The following is a 21,294-nucleotide window of genomic DNA, read 5'->3' as shown; positions in this document are numbered from 1 at the left end:
GGCCTCGCGGAGCGGGCTGCGCCACCCTGCGTGAGCTGGTGTTCAGGGCGTCCGACGGCGGATGCCCGGAGGCGTGCGCGGCGGCGTAGGCGTTTCCCGCGTCGTGTCCTGGTGTGCGACTCGGGCCTCGGTCGGGAATGCTGTCCGACGTGACCACCCCGCACGATCTTGACGAACGGCTCCGCGCGGCCCTGGACACCCTGACCGGCCCCGAGGCGGGACGGGACCCGACCCGACCCGTCACCGACGGCGCGTCGCTGACCGGCGCGCGGGCGCTGGACCTGTTCGACGCCCAGGTCGTCAGCCGCCAGCTCGACCTCGCCGGTCGCTGGCTGCGTAGCTTCGGCGAGGGCTTCCACACCATCGGCTCCGCCGGACACGAGGGTAACGCCGCGGTCGCCGCCGCCCTGCGGCCCACCGACCCGGCCCTGCTGCACTACCGGTCCGGCGCCTTCTACTGCGTCCGGGCCGGGCAGGCGGCGGGGGCCGACAGGACGCCGGAGGACGTACCGCGCGGGCTGCCCGGCCAGCCAGCCGGGTCTGCTGTTCCGTCGGCGACCGCGGTGGCTCCGCCGTCACGGGACGGCCACCCGGCCGATGTGCCCGGCCCGTTGCCGGCCGGCCCCGGCCAGGCCGTCGTGCCGGGGTCCCCGTCTTCGCAGGATTTGGCGTCGTGCCGGGACGCCGTGGTGACCCGGGCTTCGCCGGGGGACCCGACCGGATCCACCGGCCTCACCCCGGAGCGTGGCGTCGCGTCCGGACCTGCCGCCCCGGCCGGCCCGGGTGGCGCCACCACGCCGCCTCCGCTCTCCGCGGTGGTGGCGAACGCCAGGTCAGCGGTCGACCTCGACGATCGTGCCGACGCCCGATCAGCCGCCGGGCCCGACGAGCGTCCGCGGCCTGCGGCCGGATCTGGCGAGCGTCCGCGGCCCGCGGCCGGATCTGACGGCGCCGACCCGATCGGGACGGCGCCCACCGGAAACGGGCCCGAGCGCACCGCCGGACTCGGTGCGGACCGGCCCCTCGCCCCCGGGTACGCGGGCGCGGCCCGTGACGTGCTGCGCGGCATGGTCGCCTCGGCCCGCGAGCCGGTGGCCGGCGGCCGGCACAAGGTCTTCGGCCGGGCCGACCTCGCGGTCGTGCCGACCACCGCCACCGTCGCCTCGCATCTGCCCCGCGCGGTCGGCCTCGGTCTCGCATTGGAACGACGTCGCCGGCTCGACGGGACGGACCGGCAACCCGGGGGCCGGGCCGACACCGCGTCCCATACCCCGTGGCCACCGGACGCCGTCGTCGTCTGCTCCTTCGGCGACGCGTCGGTCAACCACGCCAGCGCCACCGCCGCCCTCAACACCGCCGGCTGGTACGACCACACCGGCCTGCGTATCCCCGTCCTGTTCGTCTGCGAGGACAACGGGTTCGGCATCAGCGTCCGCTCGCCGCAGGGGTGGGTGGCGGCGACCCTGCGATCGAAACCGGGGATCCGCTACTTCGCCGCCGACGGGACCGACCTTGCCGGGGCGTACTCGGTGGCGGCCGAGGCGGCGGCGTGGGTGCGCCGGCACCGCCGCCCAGCGGTGCTGCACCTGTCGACCGTCCGCCTGATGGGACACGCCGGCGCGGACGTGGAGGCCGCCTACCGTGCCGGCGCCGAGATCGCCGCCGACCTCGACCGGGACCCGCTACTGGCCACCGCGCGGCTGCTGGTCGGGGCCGGCGTCGCCACCGGTGCGGAACTGCTGGCCCGGTACGACGAGATCGGCTGGCAGGTGCGCCGGATCGCCGAGGAGGTGCTGGACGAGCCGAAGCTGGCCGACCCGGCCGAGGTGCTGGCCCCGCTGGCGCCCCGGCGGCCGGCGCGGGTGGCCCGGGCGGTGGCCGACGCGTCGGCCCGCGCGGCCGGGCCGGGTGCGGCTGCCCGGGCCGAGGCGTTCGGCGGACGGCGGCCGGAACGGACCGGCCCGCTGACGCTCGCGCAGAGCATCAACGCCGCGCTGGCCGACGGGCTGGTGGAGCATCCACAGATGGCCGTCTTCGGCGAGGATGTCGGTGCCAAGGGCGGGGTGTACGGCGTGACGAAAGGGCTGTGGGAGCGCTTCGGCGCCGCCCGGGTGTTCGACACGCTGCTCGACGAGACCTCCATCCTCGGGCTCGGGCTGGGCGCCGGCCTGGCCGGGATGCTGCCGGTGCCGGAGATCCAGTACCTCGCGTACCTGCACAACGCCGAGGACCAACTGCGCGGTGAGGCGGCCACGACGCAATTCTTCTCGCGCGGGGCGTTCCGCAACCCGATGGTGGTTCGGATCGCCGGGCTGGCGTATCAGGAGGGGTTCGGCGGGCACTTCCACAACGACAACTCGGTGGCGGTACTCCGGGACATCCCCGGTCTGGTGGTCGCGGTCCCGGCACGGCCGGACGACGCGTCCGCCATGCTGCGCACCTGCCTGGCCAGCGCGGCGGTCGACGGCAGCGTCTGCGTGTTCCTGGAGCCGATCGCCCTGTACCACGCTCGTGACCTGCACATCGAGGGTGACGGGGAGTGGCTCGCCGAGTACCCGGAACCGGGCACCTGGCCCAGCGTGCACGTGCCGGTGGGCCGGGCCCGCGTGTACGCGGTGGGCTCGGCTGAGGACGTCACGATCATCACCTTCGGTAACGGGGTGCGGCTGTCGCTGCGCGCCGCCGCCGTGCTCGCCGAGGAAGGGGTGGGCACCCGGGTGGTGGACCTTCGCTGGCTGTCGCCGCTGCCGGTCGCCGACCTCATCCGGGAATCCACGGCGACCGGCCGGGTGCTGGTCGTGGACGAGACACGACGTTCGGGTGGCGTCGGGGAGGGAGTCATCGCGGCCCTGGTCGATGCCGGATATGTGGGCGCCGCGCGGAGAGTCGCGGCAGTTGACTCGTTTGTACCATTAGGTCCGGCTGCCGGTCTGGTCCTGGTCACCGAGGATGCCATCACCGAGGGTGCCCGCACGCTGCTGGCACGGTAAATTCCGTTCCACCCGGTGCGCCACTTGCGCGGGGAGCCGCAACTGTGTGGACTTGGCCGGACGGCGTCGTACGGCGCCGCGAGCAGGGATGAGATGAGGAGGCACGCGACAGTGAGCGCGACCGCTGGTCAGGCCGCCGACGGGGTACGCAGCCTGGCGGACCGGTTCGGAATCGAGCCGGGGATGGTCGTCATGGAGATGGGGTACGACGACGACGTCGACCAGGATCTCCGGGACGCCCTGACCGACCGCTGTGGGGAGCTGGTCGACGAGGACACGGACGAGGTGGTCGACGCGGTGCTGGTGTGGTATCGGGATGGCGACGGTGACCTCTTCGAGCTGCTCGTCGACGCCCTTGGCCCGCTGGCAGACAACGGGGTCGTGTGGCTTCTCACGCCCAAGGCCGGGCGTGACGGGCACGTCGAGCCGAGCGAGGTCGCCGAGTCCGCACCCACCGCGGGGCTCCAGCAGACGTCCACGATCAACGCCGGCCGGGACTGGAGCGGCGCGCGGCTGGTGCTCCGGCGCGGGTCGAAGTCCAAGAAGTAGTTGAGCGATTTCACACACGGTGGCGTCGCCGCCGGGTGTGGCACGCTGTCGTCACCGTCCAGTCGACCACAAAGGAGCTCTTAAGTGCCTATCCAGGTTGGCGCAGAGGCGCCGGACTTCGTGCTCAAGGATCAGAACAACCAGGAGGTCAAGCTCTCCGACTATCGCGGCAAGCGCGTCGTGCTGCTGGTCTTCTACCCGCTCGCCTTCACCGGCGTCTGCCAGGGTGAGCTGTGCGAGGTGCGGGACAACCTCAACGAGTACCTCAACGACGACGTCCAGGTTCTGACCGTCAGCGTCGACTCGGTCTACACCCACAAGATCTGGGCCGACCGGGAGGGCTACCAGTTCCCGCTCCTGTCGGACTTCTGGCCGCACGGCGCGGTCGCCCAGGCGTACGGGGTCTTCAACGACGTCGGCGGTGTCGCCAACCGCGGCACCTTCGTCATCGACAAGGCGGGCGTCGTCCGCTTCGCGGAGATGAACATGCCGGGAGAGGTGCGCGACCAGCAGGGCTGGCGCAAGGCGCTCGCCGAGGTGACCAACGCCTGACCCGGGAGGACCGGAACGCGACCGTGCGGCGTGGTCTGTGGTCGGCAGGGTAAGCTTGCCAGCCTCCGGCCCTCCGTACGGGCGTCCGGGCGCGTAGCTCAGCGGGAGAGCACTCGCCTTACAAGCGAGGGGTCGCAGGTTCGAAACCTGCCGCGCCCACCACATAACCGGAACAGGCCCGGTGAACTGGGGAAACACCAAGGTCATCGGGCCTTCGCGCTTGTCTGGCCGCTGCCACGGATTCGCTTGCCGCTCGCTCGGCACTCGCTCGGTCGACCGAGCGGGCACGCCAGTGTCGATGGTGGGATGTTCCCGGCCCGACGTCACGATCGTCGCCGCCGACAAACTCCTCCGGCGCGAGTCCTTTCTGTCCGACGTGCGGCTCGGCGCGCTCCAGCAGCTCGAACAACTATTCGTCGGGTTGGAACCTAAACATTCGCCCTGAACGGGAAGAACACCACCACCACCACAAACGCGCCGCCGCGGCCCCACCGTTCCGCATCATCACCGTCGACACCGGCGGCAAGGGCCGTTGACCGTGTGCCGCTCTCCATCGAACACGGCCACACCACATGATCGATCAACCTGTTGGGCGGAGCGACTCACCGCTCATCGGGGGCGTGGTAACGGTAGTCGTTCGGGTTGACCGCGGCCGGCTTGGGATCCTCCTGCCAGGCGCCCTCGCCGGGGCGGGCGAGCAGGGATTCCACCAGTTCCTCCCGGTCCATGTCGGCCGCGCCCTCGATGCCACCCCGAATGGCCATTTCCCGTAAGTCCTCCGTATCGAGTTCCGGTATCGGACGCGTCATGCTCATCTCCCTCGACAACAGTTACCGGCTGCCGTCCATCCGCCTTGCTCGGCTCGGAACGAGGCACTTCATCAGTGAATCATCTCGGCAAGACGTCGACGTCACAGTTCACGGTGTTCGTCCAGGGGTCGACAGGGGTCGCGAAAGCCGTGTTACTCGGGACTGTACAAATAACGGCTGATCGACCGATCAAGGGAGAGACGCCAGATGACGACCGAGACCACCGTGGGACAGCCGGCCGTGGAGCCGGTGGGTGCGGTCACGGATGAGCAGTTGATCGCGATGCTGGTCGATCGGGCTCGTGGTGACGGGTTGAAGCTGACCGGCGAGGGTGGGCTGCTGCAGCAGCTGACGAAGCGGGTCCTCGAGTCGGCGTTGGATGGGGAGATCACCGACCACGTCGGCTACGACAAGCACGACCCGGCGGGTCGGGGTAGCGGGAACACCCGTAACGGCAGCCGGACCAAGACGGTGCTCACCGACGTCGGGCCGGTCGAGGTGCGGGTCCCACGCGACGCCGCCGGGACGTTCGAGCCGCAGATCGTGCGTAAGCGGCAGCGGCGTCTGACCGGCGTCGACGACATGGTCCTGTCGCTGTCGGCCAAGGGCCTGACCCACGGCGAGATCGCCGCGCACCTGGCTGAGGTCTACGGCGCTGAGGTGTCGAAGCAGACCATCTCCACGATCACCGACAAGGTCATGGACGGCATGGCCGAGTGGCAGAACCGGCCCCTGGACCGGGTCTACCCGGTCGTGTTCATCGACGCCATCAACGTCAAGATCAGGGACGGTCAGGTCGCGAACCGGCCGATCTACCTCGCGATGGCGGTCACCGTCGACGGCCACCGCGACATCCTCGGTATCTGGGCCGGTGACGGCGGCGAGGGCGCCAAGTACTGGCTGCACGTGCTCACCGAGTTGAAGAACCGCGGCGTGGCCGACGTGCTGATGCTGGTCTGTGACGGGCTCAAGGGACTGCCGGAGACGGTGGAGACGGTGTGGCCGCGCACGATCGTGCAGACGTGTGTGGTGCACCTGCTGCGCAACTCGTTCCGCTACGCCGCCCGGCAGGACTGGGACAAGATCGCCAAAGCGCTGCGGCCGGTCTACACCGCGGCGACCGAGGACGCCGCCACCGAGCGGTTCCTCGAGTTCGCCGAGGCGTGGGGCCGTAAGTATCCGGCGATCGTGAAGCTGTGGGAGAACGCGTGGGCGGAGTTCGTGCCGTTCCTCGCCTTCGACGTGGAGATCCGCAAGGTCATCTGCTCCACGAACGCGATCGAGTCCGTCAACGCCCGTATCCGCAGGGCCGTGCGAGCTCGTGGCCACTTCCCGAACGAGCAGGCCGCACTCAAGTGCGTCTACATGGCCTTGATGAGCCTCGACCCGACCGGAGCCGGCCGCCGACGCTGGACCATACGCTGGAAAGCACCACTGAACGCCTTCCAGATCGCCTTCGAAGGCCGGCTCACCCCGGCCAACAACTGACCACCTCAACAACCAAGATCAGCCGTTAACTTGACACTCCCGTGTTACTCCGGCAAGCGGCGGACTGCTCGCCCGGGTGTTCTCCCCCGGCTTGACGAGCGCCGGGTGATTCTTGTCCGGGTTTCGGCGAACTCGAGGAACCGTTCGGTCGCGGTGTCCCCGGTTGGCGCGGTGAGGACCGGCCGCAGCGCTGTGCCGATCTCGTCCTGTCCGGCAGCCGTACAGATTGCAGGGGCCAGGTTGGTCTGATGTGTTCAGCGTGTCGGCGTGATCTTCATCGGTGTTCGTTGTAGGCCGGGATGATGACATGTCCCGATGGAGGTGGACCCTGGCGTGGGTGTCGGAACTGGGGGTGCGGGCGGTGGCGTTGAGGGTTGGTTGCCGGCACCGGCTCGGCGCGGCGGTCCTCCTCACGGTCGCGCATCGGGAGGATCCGTCTCGGCGGGCCGCCGGCTCCGCGCGGTCGCCGTACTCACCCGGGTCGCGGGCATGAGCCCACGCGGCGGGCGGGCGTCGTGACCTACACCGAGGTCGACGGCCTCCGCATCTGGTACGAGGCGTCCGGCGCCGGCCGCCCGTTGGTGCTGTTGCACGGCGGCTTCGGATCGACTGCGGCGTTCGCCCCGCTTCTTCCGGCGTTGACCGCCCGGCGTCGCGTGATCGCGGTCGACCTGCAGGGCCACGGCCGCACCGCCGACGTCGACCGGCCGCTGCGGTACGAGTCGATGGCCGACGACGTGGCGGCGCTGATCGTCCGGCTCGGCCTGACCGCCGTCGACATCCTCGGGTACTCGCTCGGCGGTGGCGTCGCGCTACGGACCGCGATCCAGCATCCCGGCCTGGTCCGCCGGCTGGTGGTGGTGTCGGCACCGTGCCGGCGGAGCGGCTGGTACCCGGAGGTGCTCGCTGCGATGGCCGGGCAGGACGAAACGTACGGCGAGCACATGCGGGCCAGTCCGGCGTATCAGCACCACGTCCGGGTCGCGCCCCAGCCGGCGGACTGGTCCCGGCTCTGGGCGAAGTCAGGGGAGCTGCTGCGGCGCGAGTACGACTGGTCGTTGGAGGTGTCCGCCCTCGCCCTGCCCACCCTGCTGGTCTTCGCCGACGCCGACTCGGTCACCACCGCGCACATGGTGGAGTTCTTCGGCCTGCTCGGCGGTGGCCACCGGGACGCCGGTCGGGACGGCAGCGGGCGGCCGGTCGCCCGGCTGGCCGTGCTGCCCGGCCTCACCCACCACGACATCCTCGCGTCACCCGCCCTACCGGCCGCGGTCCTGCCGTTTCTCACCCACGTGGTCCGCCCGCCGACCTGATCTCACCCGGACGAGTCGCGTACCCGCGGGATCACCCGGCGGTACCGTCGGTGGCCGGGCGCGCGTAGCGCAGGATGACGACTCCGCTGGCGAGCGGCCTGGTGTCGACCAGGGTGAACCGTCGGGGATCGAAGTCTCGCGCGGCGAGCGGGACGCCGCTGCCGATCACGATCGGGTTGAGCTTGACGACCAGCTCGTCCACCTCGGGCAGGAGCTGGCCGGCGAGGTGGCCGCCGCCGCAGAGCCAGATGTCGCCCCCGGTCTCGTGCCTGAGCGTCCGGACGAACTCGACCGGATCGCTGGAGACGATCTTCACTTCCGGCTCGGTCGCTGGCGGCAGGGAGTGGGCGAAGACGTACTGCTTCAGGTGGGCGTACGGGCTGGTGATGCCCTGCCTGAGCGCGTGGTCGTAGGTCCCTCGGCCCATCATCACGGCGTCGAAGCGGCCCTCCGGCCGGTCGATTCCGAACTGCGGGTGGGCGACGGTCGGCAGCGTCTGTGGCCAGTGCGCCGCGAGGTGTTCGGCCAGGTCGGGCTCGAGCCCGAAGAAGTCGGCTGACCCGTCCGGGGCGGCGATGAAACCGTCGAGGGTGCTGGCGACGTAGTACACGAGCTTGCGCAACCGATTCCCCAATCACTACTGGTGTCGTGGTTGAAAATATACGACAGCTGTCGTGGTTGCGTAAAGTGTTCCTGTGGTACGGAATCCGGAACGACGGGCGGCCCTGGCGGACGCGGGGCTGCGGGTGCTGGCGGCGACCGGCGCGCGGGGGCTGACCCACCGTGCTGTTGACGCCGAGTCGAAGGTCCCGACCGGCACCGCCTCCAACTACTTCCGCTCCCGCGACGCGCTGCTCAGCGCACTCGGCGAGCGAATCATGGAACGGTTCGCCCCGGACGAGGAGGTGCTGGCGAGGCTGGGCGCGCGGGAACCGTCGCTGGAGCTCTTCACCGACTACGTGCGCTACATCGTCGAGCGGACCACCCGGGAGCCCGATCTGACCCGGGCCCTGATCGAGCTGCGCCTGGAGGCGGTCCGCCACCCCGGGCTGGGCCGGGCGCTGGGCGACACGCTGCGCCGGGGGTACCGCGAGGACCTCGCCTTCCACGCCGCCTCCGGGCTGCCCGGCGGTGCGTTCGAGATCGCCCTGCTGCACTACGCCCTGGACGGGCTGCTGTTGGACCTGCTCACCACCGGTATCGACACCGGGTTCGACCCGGACGAGGTGGTCGTGGCCTTCGTCGCCCGGCTGGTCGCGCCGTCACCGTCCCGGTGACCACGCCGGAGAGGACTGTTCGCCGGTGGACCGGGAAGACCTTCCCGGACGCACCTGGGGAGGAGCGACGGATGACGCATGGCGCCGGCTTGACCATCGGTGTGCTCGGCTCGTACGGGGGTCGTAACCTCGGCGACGAAGCGATCCTCACCGGCCTCCTGGCCGACCTGCGGGAGCAGGAGCCGAATGCCCGGATCATCGTCTTCTCCCGTGACCCCGCGCACACCCGGGTGGCCCACCCGGACGTGGAGGCGGTGCCCTGGGAAGGGGTGAGCCGCAACGACTCTTCCCTGGTTCTCGCCCAGCTGGACCTGCTCATCCTGGGCGGCGGCGGCATCCTCTACGACCGGGAGGCCCGCCGGTACCTGCGGGTCGTCCGAGTCGCCCAGGAGCGTGGCCTGCCGCTGCTGACGTACGCGGTTGGGGTCGGCCCGCTCAGCGAGACCGTGGACACCGGGATGGTGCGCGAGACGCTGGCCGGGGCCGCCCAGGTGACCGTGCGGGACCAGGAGTCCCGGATGCTGCTCGAGGAGGCGGGCCTGCTCAACCCGATCACGGTGACCGCCGACCCGGCGTTCCTGCTGGAGCCGGAGGACTTCCCCGCGCATCTGCTGCGCGAGGAGGGGGTGCCGGCCGGCAGGCGGCTGGTGGGCATGAGCGTACGGGAGCCGGGGCGGGCCGCCGAACGGCTCGACGTCGACGGCTACCATCGGCTGCTGGCCCAGATCGGTGACTTCCTCGTGCAGCGGATCGACGCGTACGTCCTGTTCGTCCCGATGGAGCGGGACGACATCCGGCACTCGCACGGTGTGCTGTCGCACATGATCGCCGCCGAGCGGGGGCGGATTCTGCACGGTACCTACGCGCCGCAGCAGATCCTCGGTCTGATGCGCCACTTCGACCTCGCGGTCGGCATGCGGCTGCACTTCCTCATCTTCGCCGCGATGGTCGGGACCCCGTTCCTGCCCCTGCCGTACGCCGGCAAGGTCTTCGACCTCGCCCAGCGGCTCGGCGTGCCGGCGCTGCGCGGCGTGGAGCGGGAGGTCGAGGGCCCGCTGCTGGCCGAGGTGGACCGGCTGTGGGACGAGCGGGAGCAGCGCGCCGAGGCCACCGCCCGCCGGGTGGCCGACGTGTGCGAGGAGGCCCGGGGCACCTCCCAGGTCACCCGGGCGGTACTGGAGAGCCTGCGGGCCGAGTCGTTGATCCGCGTCGGTGCATGAGCCCGCCTCGATCCTCCTGAGCCCGCCGTCAACCTCCGAGGCGCGGCAGGTCAGACCGCCGGGCCGCGCCAGCAGTAGCGCCACTGGCCCGTCGCGGCCGCAACCGTCTCCAGCTCGTAGATCTCCGCCTCGGTGAGCCCACCGTCGCCCAGGTGGTGGTGGGTGAGGGGCGGACGGCCGTTCGGGTCCAACTCGACGGTGACGGTCTGCCCGTCGGCAGTGCCACCGACCAGGGGGATCTCCGCGGTTGATGCCATGCGCCCATCCTGCACCGCCGGACCCGTCTCCGCAGCGGTTAGCGGACGCCGGCCCTGGGTCAGGCTGTGCAGCCGGTCCGGGAGCGGGCGTTGCTCACCGAGTTGTCCGGGGGTGCCGTCAGCGCGGGGGCAGCGTTCTGGGTACTCCGTGCCGTCGTGGGTGCGGGCCCGCTGCCGCTCCCCGGCGGCGCGTGGGTCACGTGGGCCGCCGTGTCGGCCGGCGGGGCCGTCCCGGAGGACCGGGTGGGCAGTGCGGTGCCTATCCTGGCCGGGGCGGGAGCGAGGGGGAAACGCGTGCTGGTCATCCACGGGTCATGGCGGCCCGGCACCGGGCTCGCCGTCTGGGCCGAGGACAGCGCCCGGCCGGCTCGTGCCCCGCGCCGGCCGGGGCGGGCGCCCCGGGAGCGCCCGCACCCGTTCGCCGCCGACCACACCGCGCTCACCGCCGTCCTGGCCGAGATCGCCGAGCCGACCGCGCTCGGCACGGCCCTGCTCAGCCTGCCCACCCGTGCCGGTTCGCCGCTCGACTCACCGGAACTGGTCCGCACCGAGCCGGTGGAACCGGCGCGTGGGCCGGTCACCCTGGCCGGGTGGCGAGCCCCCGCCCTGGTGTACGCCCCGGACTGTGCCCTGTCCCTGCTGTGCCGGGTCGCCGAGTCGGCCGTGGCCGGGACGGCCCTGCGCCACCTCGCCGAATTGGCGGCGTTCGCCGTGGACCTGGCCGCCCGGGGTCGGGTCCTGCCGGGCGTGACGGTCCCGGTCCAGTCGGTGGAGCGGGCCGCAGGCGACGCGGCCTGGCGAGCGGACGGTGCCCGATCGGGCGGGTGGGCCCCGACCGACCCGGGAACGGTGACCGCACGGGCGGTGTGGCGGCCACTGCTCACCGGCACGGACGCCGGCTGGGCGCGTTCGCTCGCGCTGGCCCTGCCGCCGGCCGCCCGGGCCGCTGTCGAGGTCCGGCTCGACCCGTCCGACGCCACTGGCATCGCACACTCCGCCGCTGAGGAATCTGCCGATGTCATCGGCGTCGCGGTGGCCGATCGGGGGGCCGGTATCGCGGCCGGGTCCCGGACCGCCGGCCGGACCGCGATCGGGTCGGCCGGTCCGGCTCGGGACGGCGGCCGGAGCCGGGACGGCATCGGTTCGGACACCGGTGACCTGGTTGCCGACGCGCTCGACGCGCTCACCGACGCCGCGGTGCGGGCCACGCTCGCGGACGCTGCGCTCGCCCGGGGGGTGCGTTCGCTGGGCGCGGTGCCGGCGTGGCTGGCCGCGCTGACCGGTCCGCACCGCGACTTCGCCGCGGGTCCGGCGGCTCTGGCGACGCTCCGGGACGAGCTGGACGCGTGGCAGCGCGACGCGGCGGGCGGGCCGGTCCGGGCCAGCTTTCGCCTGGTCGAGCCATTCTTCGACGAGATCACCGAGCCGGTCACCGTGGTGCCGGTCGACCCGCCGGTCGACCTGCCCTGGCGGGTGGAGTTCGGCCTGCAGGCCGCGGAGGAACCGAGCCTGCACGTCGACGCCGGGCGGATCTGGCACGAGCCGGAAACCGCGCCCGGCCTCGACCGTCCGCAGGAGACGCTGCTGGCGGAGCTGGGACGGGCCAGCCGGCTCTGGCCGGAGCTGGATCCAGCGCTGCGCACCGCCACGCCCGAGGGGCTGGAGCTGAACGTCGAGGGTGCACACCGGTTCCTCCGGGAGGGCGCGCCGGTACTGCACGCGGCCGGGTTCGCGGTACTGCTGCCGTCCTGGTGGCAGCGTCCGTCGGCGCGGCTCGGCGCGCGCCTTCAGGCGCGCAGCCGGACCGCCCCAGGCACCGTCGCCGGGGCCGGCGGCGGTGTCGGGCTCGACGCCCTGGTCGACTACCGCTGGGAGGTGGCACTCGGCGACCAGCCACTGAGCGCCGGGGAGTTGGCGTCCCTCGCCGCCCTGAAGACACCGCTGGTCCGGCTGCGCGGCCGCTGGGTCGAGTTGGACCCGAAGCGGCTCGCCGCCGGCCTGCGGCTGCTCCGCTCGACCGGCGAACTGACCGTCGGTGACCTGTTGCGACTCGGCCTGTCCGACACCGACTCCGACGCGCTGCCGGTGCTGGAGGTGAGCGCCGATGGCGCGCTGGGTGATCTGCTCGCCGGCGCGGTGGAGCGGCGGCTCACCCCGCTGGACGCGCCGCCGTCGTTCCGCGGCACGCTGCGCCCGTACCAGCGGCGGGGGCTGGCGTGGCTGTCCTTCCTCCAGTCGCTGGGGCTGGGCGGGGTGCTCGCCGACGACATGGGCCTCGGCAAGACCGTGCAACTACTCGCCCTGCTCGCGGCCGATCCGGTGGCCGCCGGCCCGACCCTGCTGGTCTGTCCGATGTCGCTGGTCGGCAACTGGCAGCGGGAGGCGGCCCGGTTCGCCCCCGATGTGCGCGTCCACGTGCACCACGGCGCCGAGCGGGCCCGTGGCACGGCGTTCGCCGACGCCGTGCACACGGCGGATCTGGTCCTCACCACCTATTCGGTGGCGGCGCGTGACGCGGTGGACCTGGCTGGCGTCGACTGGCACCGAGTGGTGGTGGACGAGGCGCAGGCCATCAAGAACGCCTCCACCCGGCAGGCCGAGGCGGTCCGCGCGCTGCCGGCCCGGCACCGGATCGCGGTCACCGGCACCCCGGTGGAGAACCGGCTCGCCGACCTCTGGTCGATCATGCAGTTCGCCAACCCGGGGCTGCTCGGCCCGGCGGCGAGCTTCAAGAAACGGTACGCCGAGCCGATCGAGCGGCACGGTGACGCCGAGGCGGCCGAGCGGCTGCGGCGGATCACCGGCCCGTTCGTGCTGCGTCGGCTCAAGACCGACTCCTCGATCATCTCCGATTTGCCGGCGAAGCTGGAGATGGAGGTGGTCTGCAACCTGACCGCCGAGCAGGCTGCCCTCTACCGGGCGGTGGTCGACGACATGATGGCTCGAATCGAGTCGAGCGAGGGCATCGAGCGTCGCGGGCTGGTGCTGGCCACCATGACCCGGCTCAAGCAGGTCTGCAACCATCCGGCGCAGCTGCTGCGCGACGGATCGGTGTTGGCGGGCCGCTCGGGCAAACTGGCCCGGCTGGAGGAGATCCTCGACGAGGTGCTCGCGGCCGGAGAGAAGGCTCTGCTCTTCACCCAGTACGCCGAGTTCGGCGGCATGCTGCGTGCCCACCTGTCGGCCCGGTTCGGCCGCGAGGCGCTGTTGTTGCACGGCGGCGTCCGCAAGGCCGACCGGGACGTGATGGTGACCCGGTTCCAGTCGCCGGACGGGCCGGCACTGTTCGTCCTGTCACTCAAGGCCGGCGGCACCGGGCTCACCCTCACCGCCGCCAACCACGTCGTGCACGTCGACCGCTGGTGGAACCCGGCGGTGGAGGACCAGGCCACCGACCGGGCGTTCCGTATCGGCCAGCGTCGGCGCGTCCAGGTCCGCAAGTTCGTCTGCGCCGGCACGATGGAGGAGAAGGTCGCGAGGTTGATCGCCGACAAGCGCCAGCTCGCCGAACAGGTCGTCGGCACCGGCGAACAGTGGGTCACCGAGCTGTCCACCGCCCAGCTGCGGGACCTGTTCCGGCTGGAGACCGGGGCGGTGGTCGAGTGAGTCCGCGCGGCGGTGCCACCGGGCGCGACGGTGCCGCCCGACGTGGCGACGGCGCCGGTCGGTTTGCCGACTACGGCCCGCCCCGGCGGGTCGACGGTGGACTCCGGGCGCGCAGCACCCGGGGCGCGATCGGGCGGTCCTGGTGGTCCCGGCGGTTCCTGGAGGTGCTGGAGTCGTTCGCGCTCGGCACCCGCCTCACCCGGGGTCGGTCGTACGCCCGCGCGGGTCAGGTGGTCCGCCTCGACGTGGCACCCGGCGAGGTGACCGCCGTCGTGCAGGGTTCCCGGCCTCGGCCGTACAACGTACGTATCACGCTGCCGGCCTTCCCGCCCGCGCTCTGGGCACGGGTGGAGGCGGACTTGGCAGCGCAGGCGTTCTTCAGCGCCCGCCTGCTCGCCGGTGACCTGCCAGCCGAGCTGGAGGAGCTGTTCGCTGATGCCGGCGCACCGCTGTTCCCGGCGGCTGTGCATGAGCTGCGCCAGCGGTGTAGCTGCCCGGACGCGGCGGTCCCCTGCAAACACCTCGCGGCGACCTTCTATCTGCTCGCCGAGGCCTTCGACGCCGATCCGTTCCAGCTGTTGCACTGGCGCGGCCGCAGCCGGGACGAGCTGCTCGACCGGTTGCGCGAGCTGCGTGGCACCGGCGCCGCGCCGATCCCACGGCCCACCTCCGACCGTAGCGCCGGTGGACCGGCCACCGTGGAGGCTGTGCCGGTCGGCACCGCGCGGGCGGTCACCGGCCTGCCATCGCCGCCGCTCGCCGAGGCGGTGGACCGGTTCTGGTCCCCACCGGTGCCGCTGCCCGACCGGCCGCCCACCCTGGTGACCGGGCCGGATCTGCTGCTCCGGCAGCTCGGGGCGCCGGCCCCCGCGATCGGTGGACCGGGGCTGGTGGAGCGGCTGCGCCGGGCGTACCGGCGGCTCGGTGACTGACGGCGCGATCCGGTCGGCGCCGCCGGTGGTCGGCGTGTGTCACCTGGCAACTCACCAGTGCCGTCCGGTAGGTGCCGTCCGCCCGGCCGCGACGTTCCGGAAGGGTCGCGACCTCACAACCAGCGGCGGCGAAACCGCCACATCACCGCGGCGTTGGCCACCAGGACCGCCGCGCAGATCGCGCCGGCCAGCCGTCCGGCCAGTACGGTCGTCGCCGGCAGCGCCGCCCAGAGCACGATGGTCAACAGCATCAGCCACCGGCCGCGGCGGCCCCGTGCGCGGTCGTCGAGCCGGGCGAAGAACGCCGGGTCGGTCTCCCTGAGATGTCGGGTGATCTGCTCGAATCTGCGCTGATCCTCTTTGCTGAGCATGTGCCTTCCCCTCACGCGTTCAGCGGTTCGGCGGAATACCCGCTGCGGTGGCGGCTCACGCTCTCCTGCCCCTTCCTCTTTCGTGGTCCGCGCTCCGCCGCTGTCGTAATCCGCGCCGCTGTCGTAATCCGCGCTCCGCCGCGTGCCGCCCGCGGTGCGGCGGCCGGGACGGAGGCGCCCGACGCACGCTTCAGGTTCGGCTTATCCGGACCTCACGTTGCCCTGTCCCACCGAACGGCGCGATCAGCGTCGCGGGGGCCGGAAACGTTCCTCGTGTCCCCGGAGGTCACGTCGGCCCTGCTCGACGCGGTCTGTCCGGAGTTGGCCGGCACGGCTGGGCGTCGGCAGGCTGAGGGCCGCCTCAAGTGCCGGTTCGGGGTTCTCTGACGCCGCTTGATGGCCTTCCACCCCTTGACTACCTTGCCGTGGCAACCGCGCAGGCATCGGCCGCCGCACCCCTGTCCTTCCCGGTCAGGAACGGTGCGCCGCAAAAAACGGATTGCTCCATGGCCGACCGGAATGTGCCACCACGTCGTGTGCGGACGGCCGTGGATGGGACGGGCGGACCACACTCCGCGGCGTACAACGGCCAGCAAGCGCCCACCCTGTCCGGCTACGACGGTCCCACCCCGCCGGCGTCCCGGCGACCCCGATGGATCCGCTCGGACGGTATCGCACCGTCCATCCCGGTATCCGGCGACGGACTGACCGGTCTGGACGACGGCGACGAGCCCGGCCGCGAGGTGGGTCGTCGCGTTCGGCGGGACCGCCGCGGCGGTCGCCGGCGGCGCACTGGCGATGACGCCCCAGGTCCGTGGTCTCCTCGGCGAGGGCGTGACGGCCGGCGACGCCACCGGCACCGCCGTGACCGGCGGCGCAGCGGCCCGGCCCGGCGTCCAGCAACCGAGCACGCACCGTGCGCACTCAGGACGGTCCTCGTCAAGGACCCGATCCTGCATCTGGCCGGCGGGCGACCTTCGGGGGCCACGCCGAAGGTCCTCGCCGAGATCGAGGGTCGGGGCATCGACGGCTGGCTGCGCTGGCAAAACTCGACCCGGGCAAGAGGGTTCTGGGCCGCCGGTCGGTCGGCCGGCGGCGTCCACCCGCCGGTGCCGCCGCGGCGCGGACCCGGCGGCCGGCGGTTGCCAGCCAGTGCGAAGTCGCAGCGGGTGGGTTATCAGCGGGTGGGACGGTGGGTGCCGGCGGGGCGGGAGCCCGTGGGGCGGGGGCGGCCGGGGCGGGAGCCCGCGGGGCGGGTGCCGGCCCAGCGATGCCGAGGGCGCTGGCGGCGGGGCGGCTCGGCGCCCGGTTCGCGCATGGTGTCGTCGGTGGACATGCAACCCCCGCTCGTGGCGTTCCTGCGCCGTCACCAGGTGCAACGAGTCGGGTTGCCCGACGATGCTGCCCGCTCCGCTCGGACGGCCGCTCGGACGGCCGAGCGGTCGAGCGGGCGGATGGCCGCCCGACGGGGCTCACCGGCCACGGCGGGGGAGCGGCAGGTGCCCGGGGAGTAGTTCCGCAACCAGGGGCACCCCGCTCGCCTGTAACTCCCCGATCAGGGTGTTCTGCAGCAGGTACGAGTCAGGCACCTGCCAGCGTGCCTGCTCCGGGGCGACGACCCACCGCACGGCACCCTCGGGCAGCCGGGTCGGGGGTGCCGGGATCCACGAACCCGGCCCGTGCCGGACGACCTGGAAGCAGTGGTCCAGCTCGGGCCGCAGGGCGTCCCCGGGGCGGACCAGGAACATCCATCGCCCGGTGGGGGTGGCCAGCACGGGCCCGCGGACGGCGGGGCCGGCCGGGTGGTTCTGCGCCGCCGCCAGCACCTGCCGCCCGAGCTGGGCCGGCACCTCCAGCACGTCGAACGTGCGGCCGGTGGGGAGCAGGACGCCGTGTGGGCGGGTACGCCACCAGGTCGCCACCCGGGCCGGGTCGGTGCTCGCAAGGTGCTCCCAGTTCTCCAGCGCCGGGTGGCAGCCCACCGTGGGGCAGCCGGCCCGCCCGCACACGAAGCGGTTCCGGGCCAGGCACGCGCCGGGGGTCACCGCCCAGCCGTGTAGCGCGTATCGTACGGCGACCCGGCGCAGCCGCACCCGCTCCAGCGGTGACAGGTGCGCGACGCGCGGTCCGACATTCCCCCACATGTATGCCATCTCCCCTCGCCGGACACCCGGCGGTGTCGAGGTCGTACGTCGAACACCGTCACTGCCGTAACCCGCGATCGTTGAGTTGACGAACGGCTGATGCAACTTGCACGAAAACTACGAGGATCGGCCGTAAGGCTGACGTACATGCTGTGCGACCAGCGAAAACCTGAATACGTAAAGCGTCGCGCCCGCGGAGGAGACCTCGACCCACCGGCCGGAGTGGACGACACAGGGGAGGGGTGGGGCATGGACGAGTTGCCCATAGGGCGGCGGGTGGCGTACTGGCGGGGGCGGCGCAAGATGTCGCAGCAGGTCTTCGCGGACCGACTGGGCAAGTCGAAGAGCTGGGTGGACAAGGTCGAGCGCGGGGTGCGCCGGCTGGACAAGTTCTCGGTCCTCTACGAGATCGCTGACATCCTCCAGGTCGACGTGCAACTGCTGCTCGGCAAGGACCCGGAGCGGCGTACCGACGCGCTGAACTGCATCGACCCGGTCGAGGTCCAGGAGATCCGGGCCGCGCTGGAGAGATACGACTCGATGAGTGCCTACTTCGACGCGGCACCGTACCCGCCGCCGCTGGCAGACATGCGCAAGGCGGTCACCCATGCCTGGTTGACCTACCAGTACGGCCGTTACGGGATGCTCACCCGCGCCCTGCCGAAGCTGCTGCGCGACGCGCAGGCCGCCGATGCCGGCTTCGGCGGTGAGACCGCCCGGGAGGCGGCCCACCTGCTCGGGCAGGTCTACCAGATCGCCTCCTCGGTCCTGCGCAAGCTCGGGGAGTGTGACCTGGCCTGGCTGGCGGCCGACCGGTCGATGGCGGTCGCCCAGCGGGCCGACGACCCGCTGCTGGCCGGGGTCGCCACCACCCGGGTCTGCAACGCGCTCGTGGCGATGGGCCGGCCCCTCCCGGCCCTGGAGTTGAACGTCACGATCGCCAACCGGCTCGCCCCGGGTGGCGCCGACGCCACCACGTCAGAGGGGCTGTCGGTGTACGGCATGCTCCTGCTCCAGGGCGCGATGGCCGCCTGCCGGATCGGCGACTGCGCCACCGTGGAGGACCTGCTGGCCGGCGCCGAGGAAGCAGCGGGTGCGCTGGGCGGCGACCAGAACCACTACTGGACGTCATTCGGCCCGACCAACGTGCTGTTGCACCGCGCTGCCGCCGCGGTCGAGATGGGGGACGGTGGACGGGCGGTGGAGATCCACACCCAGCGGATCGAGGAGGCGGCCTTCAACGCGTTGCTTCCCGAACGCCGAGCCCACCACCTGCTGGATATCTCCCGCGGCTACGCACAGGTCGGCGACGTGGCCAACGCCGGCGAGACGCTGCTGCGCGGCGACCGGTTGGCGCCGTCGGAGGTCCGTTGCCGTCCGATCGCCCACGAGGTGATGTCCGACATCCTCCGTCGCACACGCGGTACGCCGCCTTCCCCGATCGCGGAGTTGGCTGAGCACATGGGAGTAGGGGTATGAACGCGGAGCCGGTCTGATGGCCGGCCCGCACCAGAGCAGCGAGCGCCGCGGGGTGCTCTACGTCATCGCCTGCGGCTCACCGCTGGCCCAACACGTGGGTCGCCTCGTCGAGCTGGCTCAGCAGGGCGGATGGGAGGTCTGCGTCGTCACCACGCCGGACGGTGCGAAGTTCGTCGACAGTGCGGCGCTGGCCCGACAGACCGGGTATCCGGTACGCACCCACTACAAGAACCCGGGTGACCCGGACGTCCTCCCCCCGGCCGACGCGATGATCGTCTGTCCGGCGACGGTGAACACGGTCAACAAGTGGGCGGCGGGCATCGCGGACACGCTGGCCCTCGGGCTCGTCGTCGAGGCCCAGGGGCTCGGCGTGCCGCTGGTGGCGGTGCCGTACACCAACGCGGCGATGGCTGCCCACCCGGCGTTCCTGGCCGGGCTGGAGCGGCTGACCGAGTGGGGAGTCACGGTGCTCTTCGGCGACCACGTCTTCCCGCTGCACCCGCCGGGCGCGGGCGGGCGTCACCTGCATGCCTTCCCCTGGGAGGTCGCGGTGGCCGCCTTACCGGACCGGTCCCCGACGGCCACCGCCGCCTGAGTCCCGACCGCCGCCACGAAGACCACCAGGGTCGGTGCCGGACGGCGCGGTGGGCAGCGCCCGGGTGGCGACGCGCCCCGACGCGGTCCGCGCCGGTAAGCTGGCCCGCCGTGAGTACTCCCGCGCCCTCGCCGACCGTCGCCGACGTGGTGGCCGAGCTGGACCGGCGGTACCCGCCCGGCTGGGCCGAGGAGTGGGACCGCGTCGGCCTCGTGCTCGGCGAACCGCGCGCGCCGGTTCGCCGGGTGCTCTGCGTCGTGGACGTGGTTCCGGAGACGGTCGCCGAGGCGATCGACGCCGGGGCTGACCTGATCGTCGCCCATCACCCGCTGCTGCTGCGCGGCGTGTCCTCGGTCGCCCCGACCACCTACAAGGGGCGGATCATCCATCGGCTGATCAAGGCCGATGTCGCGCTCTACGTGGCACACACCAACGCGGACGTGGCCGACCCGGGTGTCTCCGACGCGCTCGCCGCCCGGTTCGGGCTGACCGGGCTGCGCCCGCTGCACCGGCCCGCGACGGGCTCGCCAGCCCACGGCGCCAACCGGGGGGTCGGCCGGATCGGCGAGCTGCCCAGGCCGATGACCCTCGCCGAGCTGACCCGGCACGCCGCCGCCGTGCTTCCCGCCACCGCCTGGGGGGTCCGCGCAGCCGGTGATCATGCGCGCCTCGTACGTACCCTCGCGGTGACCGGCGGCTCCGGGGACGGGTTCCTCGCCGCCGCGACCGCGGCCGGGGTGGACGCCTACCTCACCGCCGACCTGCGTCACCACCCCGCCGGGGAGCACCTGGCCGCCGGCGGGCCGGCCCTGCTCGACGCCGCCCACTGGGCGACCGAACGTCCCTGGCTGGACGACCTGGCCGCCGTCCTGCGGGCGACGACCGGGGTCGAGACTCTGGTGTCCGACCTGGACACCGACCCGTGGACCGTACACGCCACCCCGCCCGTGGCGGACGACAAGGAGCCCGACCGTGAAGGCTGATTCGAAGGTCCAGCGCCGCCTGCTCGACCTGGCGGCGATCGACACCGCTCTCGCCCAGCTCGCCCATCGCCGCCGGGCGCTGCCCGAGCGGGCCGAGCTGGAGGCCCTCGCGCGGGAGCTGTCCGCTCTGGAGGACGAGCGGGTCCGCGCCCAGGTGTCCGTCGACGACCTGGACCGCGACATCGACCGGCTGGAGAAGGACGTCGACCAGGTGCGCGCGCGGAAGAGCAAGGACGAGGCCCGGCTCGCCGCCGGCACCGGTCCGGCCCGGGAGCTCGAGGCCCTCCAGCACGAGTTGGTGTCGCTCAGCCGCCGCCAGGGCGACCTGGAGGACGCCGAGCTGGAGCTGATGGAGCAGCGGGAGACCGCGCAGGGCGTCCTGGACGGCGTCGAGAAGCGGCTCGCGGAGGCCCGGGAGAAGCGGGCCGCAGTGGAGCAGCGCCGCGACGAGAGCCTGGCCGGAATCGCCAAGGAGGAGGAGTTCAAGCGGGCGGCCCGGCGGCCGCTCGCCACCGACCTTCCGGCCGACCTGGTCGCGCTCTACGACCGGATCCGGGAGGACACCGGGCTCGGCGCGGCCCTGCTCACCGCCGGCCGGTGCGGTGGGTGCCGGCTGGAGCTCGCCGGCGCCGACCTGGCCCGGATCCGCGCGGCGGACCCGGACGACGTGCTCCGCTGCGAGGAGTGTCGCCGGATCATGGTCCGCACCACCGAGTCCGGTCTGTAGCC

Annotated in this window: 18 protein-coding genes, 1 tRNA gene and 1 pseudogene; 15 read left to right on the top strand and 5 right to left on the bottom strand. The window is 72.5% G+C overall.

Annotated elements, in window-relative coordinates:
• Window positions 1-137 precede the first annotated feature (137 nt).
• The 4 genes from QTQ03_RS11530 to QTQ03_RS11515 all read left to right on the top strand — a co-directional run bounded on the left by QTQ03_RS11530 (window position 138) and on the right by QTQ03_RS11515 (window position 4,253).
• The gene (locus QTQ03_RS11530; RefSeq protein WP_289278004.1) at window positions 138-2,990 is read left to right on the top strand and encodes a thiamine pyrophosphate-dependent enzyme; all 2,853 of its coding nucleotides are present in this window, start codon (window positions 138-140) and stop codon (window positions 2,988-2,990) included.
• Between the two features lie 111 nt (window positions 2,991-3,101).
• Window positions 3,102-3,539, top strand: coding sequence for a DUF3052 domain-containing protein (locus QTQ03_RS11525; RefSeq protein ID WP_289278003.1), 438 nt, complete (start codon window positions 3,102-3,104; stop codon window positions 3,537-3,539).
• 84 nt (window positions 3,540-3,623) lie between these two features.
• Window positions 3,624-4,091: a peroxiredoxin gene (locus QTQ03_RS11520; RefSeq protein ID WP_289278002.1), complete on the top strand. Its 468-nt coding sequence runs from the start codon at window positions 3,624-3,626 to the stop codon at window positions 4,089-4,091.
• A gap of 87 nt (window positions 4,092-4,178) precedes the next feature.
• Window positions 4,179-4,253, top strand: a tRNA-Val gene (locus QTQ03_RS11515).
• Between the two features lie 440 nt (window positions 4,254-4,693).
• Here the strand turns inward: QTQ03_RS11515 and QTQ03_RS11510 are convergent.
• Window positions 4,694-4,900 carry a hypothetical protein gene (locus QTQ03_RS11510; protein WP_289278001.1) on the bottom strand — a complete coding sequence of 69 codons (207 nt, stop codon included), beginning with the start codon at window positions 4,898-4,900 and terminating at the stop codon, window positions 4,694-4,696.
• Window positions 4,901-5,182: 282 nt separating this feature from the next.
• Here QTQ03_RS11510 and QTQ03_RS11505 point away from each other — a divergent pair, with 282 nt between their 5' ends.
• Both QTQ03_RS11505 and QTQ03_RS11500 read left to right on the top strand, forming a co-directional pair.
• Window positions 5,183-6,388 (top strand): IS256 family transposase, encoded by a 1,206-nt coding sequence (locus QTQ03_RS11505; protein ID WP_289280776.1) that lies wholly within the window; start codon window positions 5,183-5,185, stop codon window positions 6,386-6,388.
• A gap of 515 nt (window positions 6,389-6,903) precedes the next feature.
• Entirely contained in the window at window positions 6,904-7,701 is a 798-nt protein-coding gene (locus QTQ03_RS11500; RefSeq protein ID WP_289278000.1) for an alpha/beta fold hydrolase, read from the top strand.
• 31 nt (window positions 7,702-7,732) lie between these two features.
• On the opposite strand, the gene QTQ03_RS11495 is transcribed toward QTQ03_RS11500, so the two are convergent.
• On the bottom strand, window positions 7,733-8,323 hold the full coding sequence (locus tag QTQ03_RS11495) for a dihydrofolate reductase family protein (RefSeq protein ID WP_289277999.1): 591 nt from the start codon (window positions 8,321-8,323) through the stop codon (window positions 7,733-7,735).
• Between the two features lie 73 nt (window positions 8,324-8,396).
• Between QTQ03_RS11495 and QTQ03_RS11490 the strand changes: the two genes are divergently transcribed.
• Complete coding sequence (locus tag QTQ03_RS11490; RefSeq protein WP_289277998.1) at window positions 8,397-8,978, top strand: TetR/AcrR family transcriptional regulator; 582 nt, start codon at window positions 8,397-8,399, stop codon at window positions 8,976-8,978.
• A 71-nt stretch (window positions 8,979-9,049) separates the two neighbouring features.
• Window positions 9,050-10,198 carry a polysaccharide pyruvyl transferase family protein gene (locus QTQ03_RS11485; protein ID WP_289277997.1) on the top strand — a complete coding sequence of 383 codons (1,149 nt, stop codon included), beginning with the start codon at window positions 9,050-9,052 and terminating at the stop codon, window positions 10,196-10,198.
• Between the two features lie 50 nt (window positions 10,199-10,248).
• Here QTQ03_RS11485 and QTQ03_RS11480 read toward each other — a convergent pair whose 3' ends face one another.
• Window positions 10,249-10,455, bottom strand: coding sequence for a DUF8847 domain-containing protein (locus tag QTQ03_RS11480; RefSeq protein ID WP_289277996.1), 207 nt, complete (start codon window positions 10,453-10,455; stop codon window positions 10,249-10,251).
• 294 nt (window positions 10,456-10,749) lie between these two features.
• Between QTQ03_RS11480 and QTQ03_RS30665 the strand changes: the two are divergent.
• The 3 genes and pseudogenes from QTQ03_RS30665 to QTQ03_RS11470 form a co-directional block, all read left to right on the top strand.
• Window positions 10,750-11,886, top strand: a pseudogene (locus tag QTQ03_RS30665) (ATP-dependent helicase); the annotation flags it as partial.
• A gap of 3 nt (window positions 11,887-11,889) precedes the next feature.
• Window positions 11,890-14,061 carry a DEAD/DEAH box helicase gene (locus QTQ03_RS11475; RefSeq protein WP_502889854.1) on the top strand — a complete coding sequence of 724 codons (2,172 nt, stop codon included), beginning with the start codon at window positions 11,890-11,892 and terminating at the stop codon, window positions 14,059-14,061.
• Window positions 14,058-14,993, top strand: a complete 936-nt coding sequence (locus QTQ03_RS11470) for an SWIM zinc finger family protein (RefSeq protein ID WP_289277995.1) — start codon at window positions 14,058-14,060, stop codon at window positions 14,991-14,993. Before QTQ03_RS11475 ends, QTQ03_RS11470 begins: the two co-directional genes overlap by 4 nt.
• A 113-nt stretch (window positions 14,994-15,106) precedes the next feature.
• Here the strand turns inward: QTQ03_RS11470 and QTQ03_RS11465 are convergent, their stop codons facing one another.
• Window positions 15,107-15,364, bottom strand: coding sequence for a DUF3040 domain-containing protein (locus QTQ03_RS11465; RefSeq protein WP_289277994.1), 258 nt, complete (start codon window positions 15,362-15,364; stop codon window positions 15,107-15,109).
• Between the two features lie 1,472 nt (window positions 15,365-16,836).
• Window positions 16,837-17,517 (bottom strand): bifunctional DNA primase/polymerase, encoded by a 681-nt coding sequence (locus QTQ03_RS11460; protein ID WP_289277993.1) that lies wholly within the window; start codon window positions 17,515-17,517, stop codon window positions 16,837-16,839.
• Between the two features lie 240 nt (window positions 17,518-17,757).
• Here QTQ03_RS11460 and QTQ03_RS11455 point away from each other — a divergent pair, with 240 nt between their 5' ends.
• The 4 genes from QTQ03_RS11455 to QTQ03_RS11440 all read left to right on the top strand — a co-directional run bounded on the left by QTQ03_RS11455 (window position 17,758) and on the right by QTQ03_RS11440 (window position 21,292).
• Window positions 17,758-18,987: a helix-turn-helix domain-containing protein gene (locus QTQ03_RS11455; protein ID WP_289277992.1), complete on the top strand. Its 1,230-nt coding sequence runs from the start codon at window positions 17,758-17,760 to the stop codon at window positions 18,985-18,987.
• 16 nt (window positions 18,988-19,003) lie between these two features.
• Complete coding sequence (locus tag QTQ03_RS11450) at window positions 19,004-19,582, top strand: flavoprotein (RefSeq protein WP_289277991.1); 579 nt, start codon at window positions 19,004-19,006, stop codon at window positions 19,580-19,582.
• A gap of 146 nt (window positions 19,583-19,728) precedes the next feature.
• On the top strand, window positions 19,729-20,565 hold the full coding sequence (locus QTQ03_RS11445) for a Nif3-like dinuclear metal center hexameric protein (RefSeq protein WP_289280774.1): 837 nt from the start codon (window positions 19,729-19,731) through the stop codon (window positions 20,563-20,565).
• Complete coding sequence (locus QTQ03_RS11440) at window positions 20,555-21,292, top strand: zinc ribbon domain-containing protein (protein ID WP_289277990.1); 738 nt, start codon at window positions 20,555-20,557, stop codon at window positions 21,290-21,292. Before QTQ03_RS11445 ends, QTQ03_RS11440 begins: the two co-directional genes overlap by 11 nt.
• Window positions 21,293-21,294: the final 2 nt, after the last annotated feature.

It is taken from the genome of Micromonospora sp. WMMA1363 (assembly GCF_030345795.1).
Taxonomy (GTDB): domain Bacteria; phylum Actinomycetota; class Actinomycetes; order Mycobacteriales; family Micromonosporaceae; genus Micromonospora.
The sequence above is the reverse complement of the archived record's forward strand: the minus strand, read 5'-3'. Positions and strand labels throughout refer to the sequence as shown.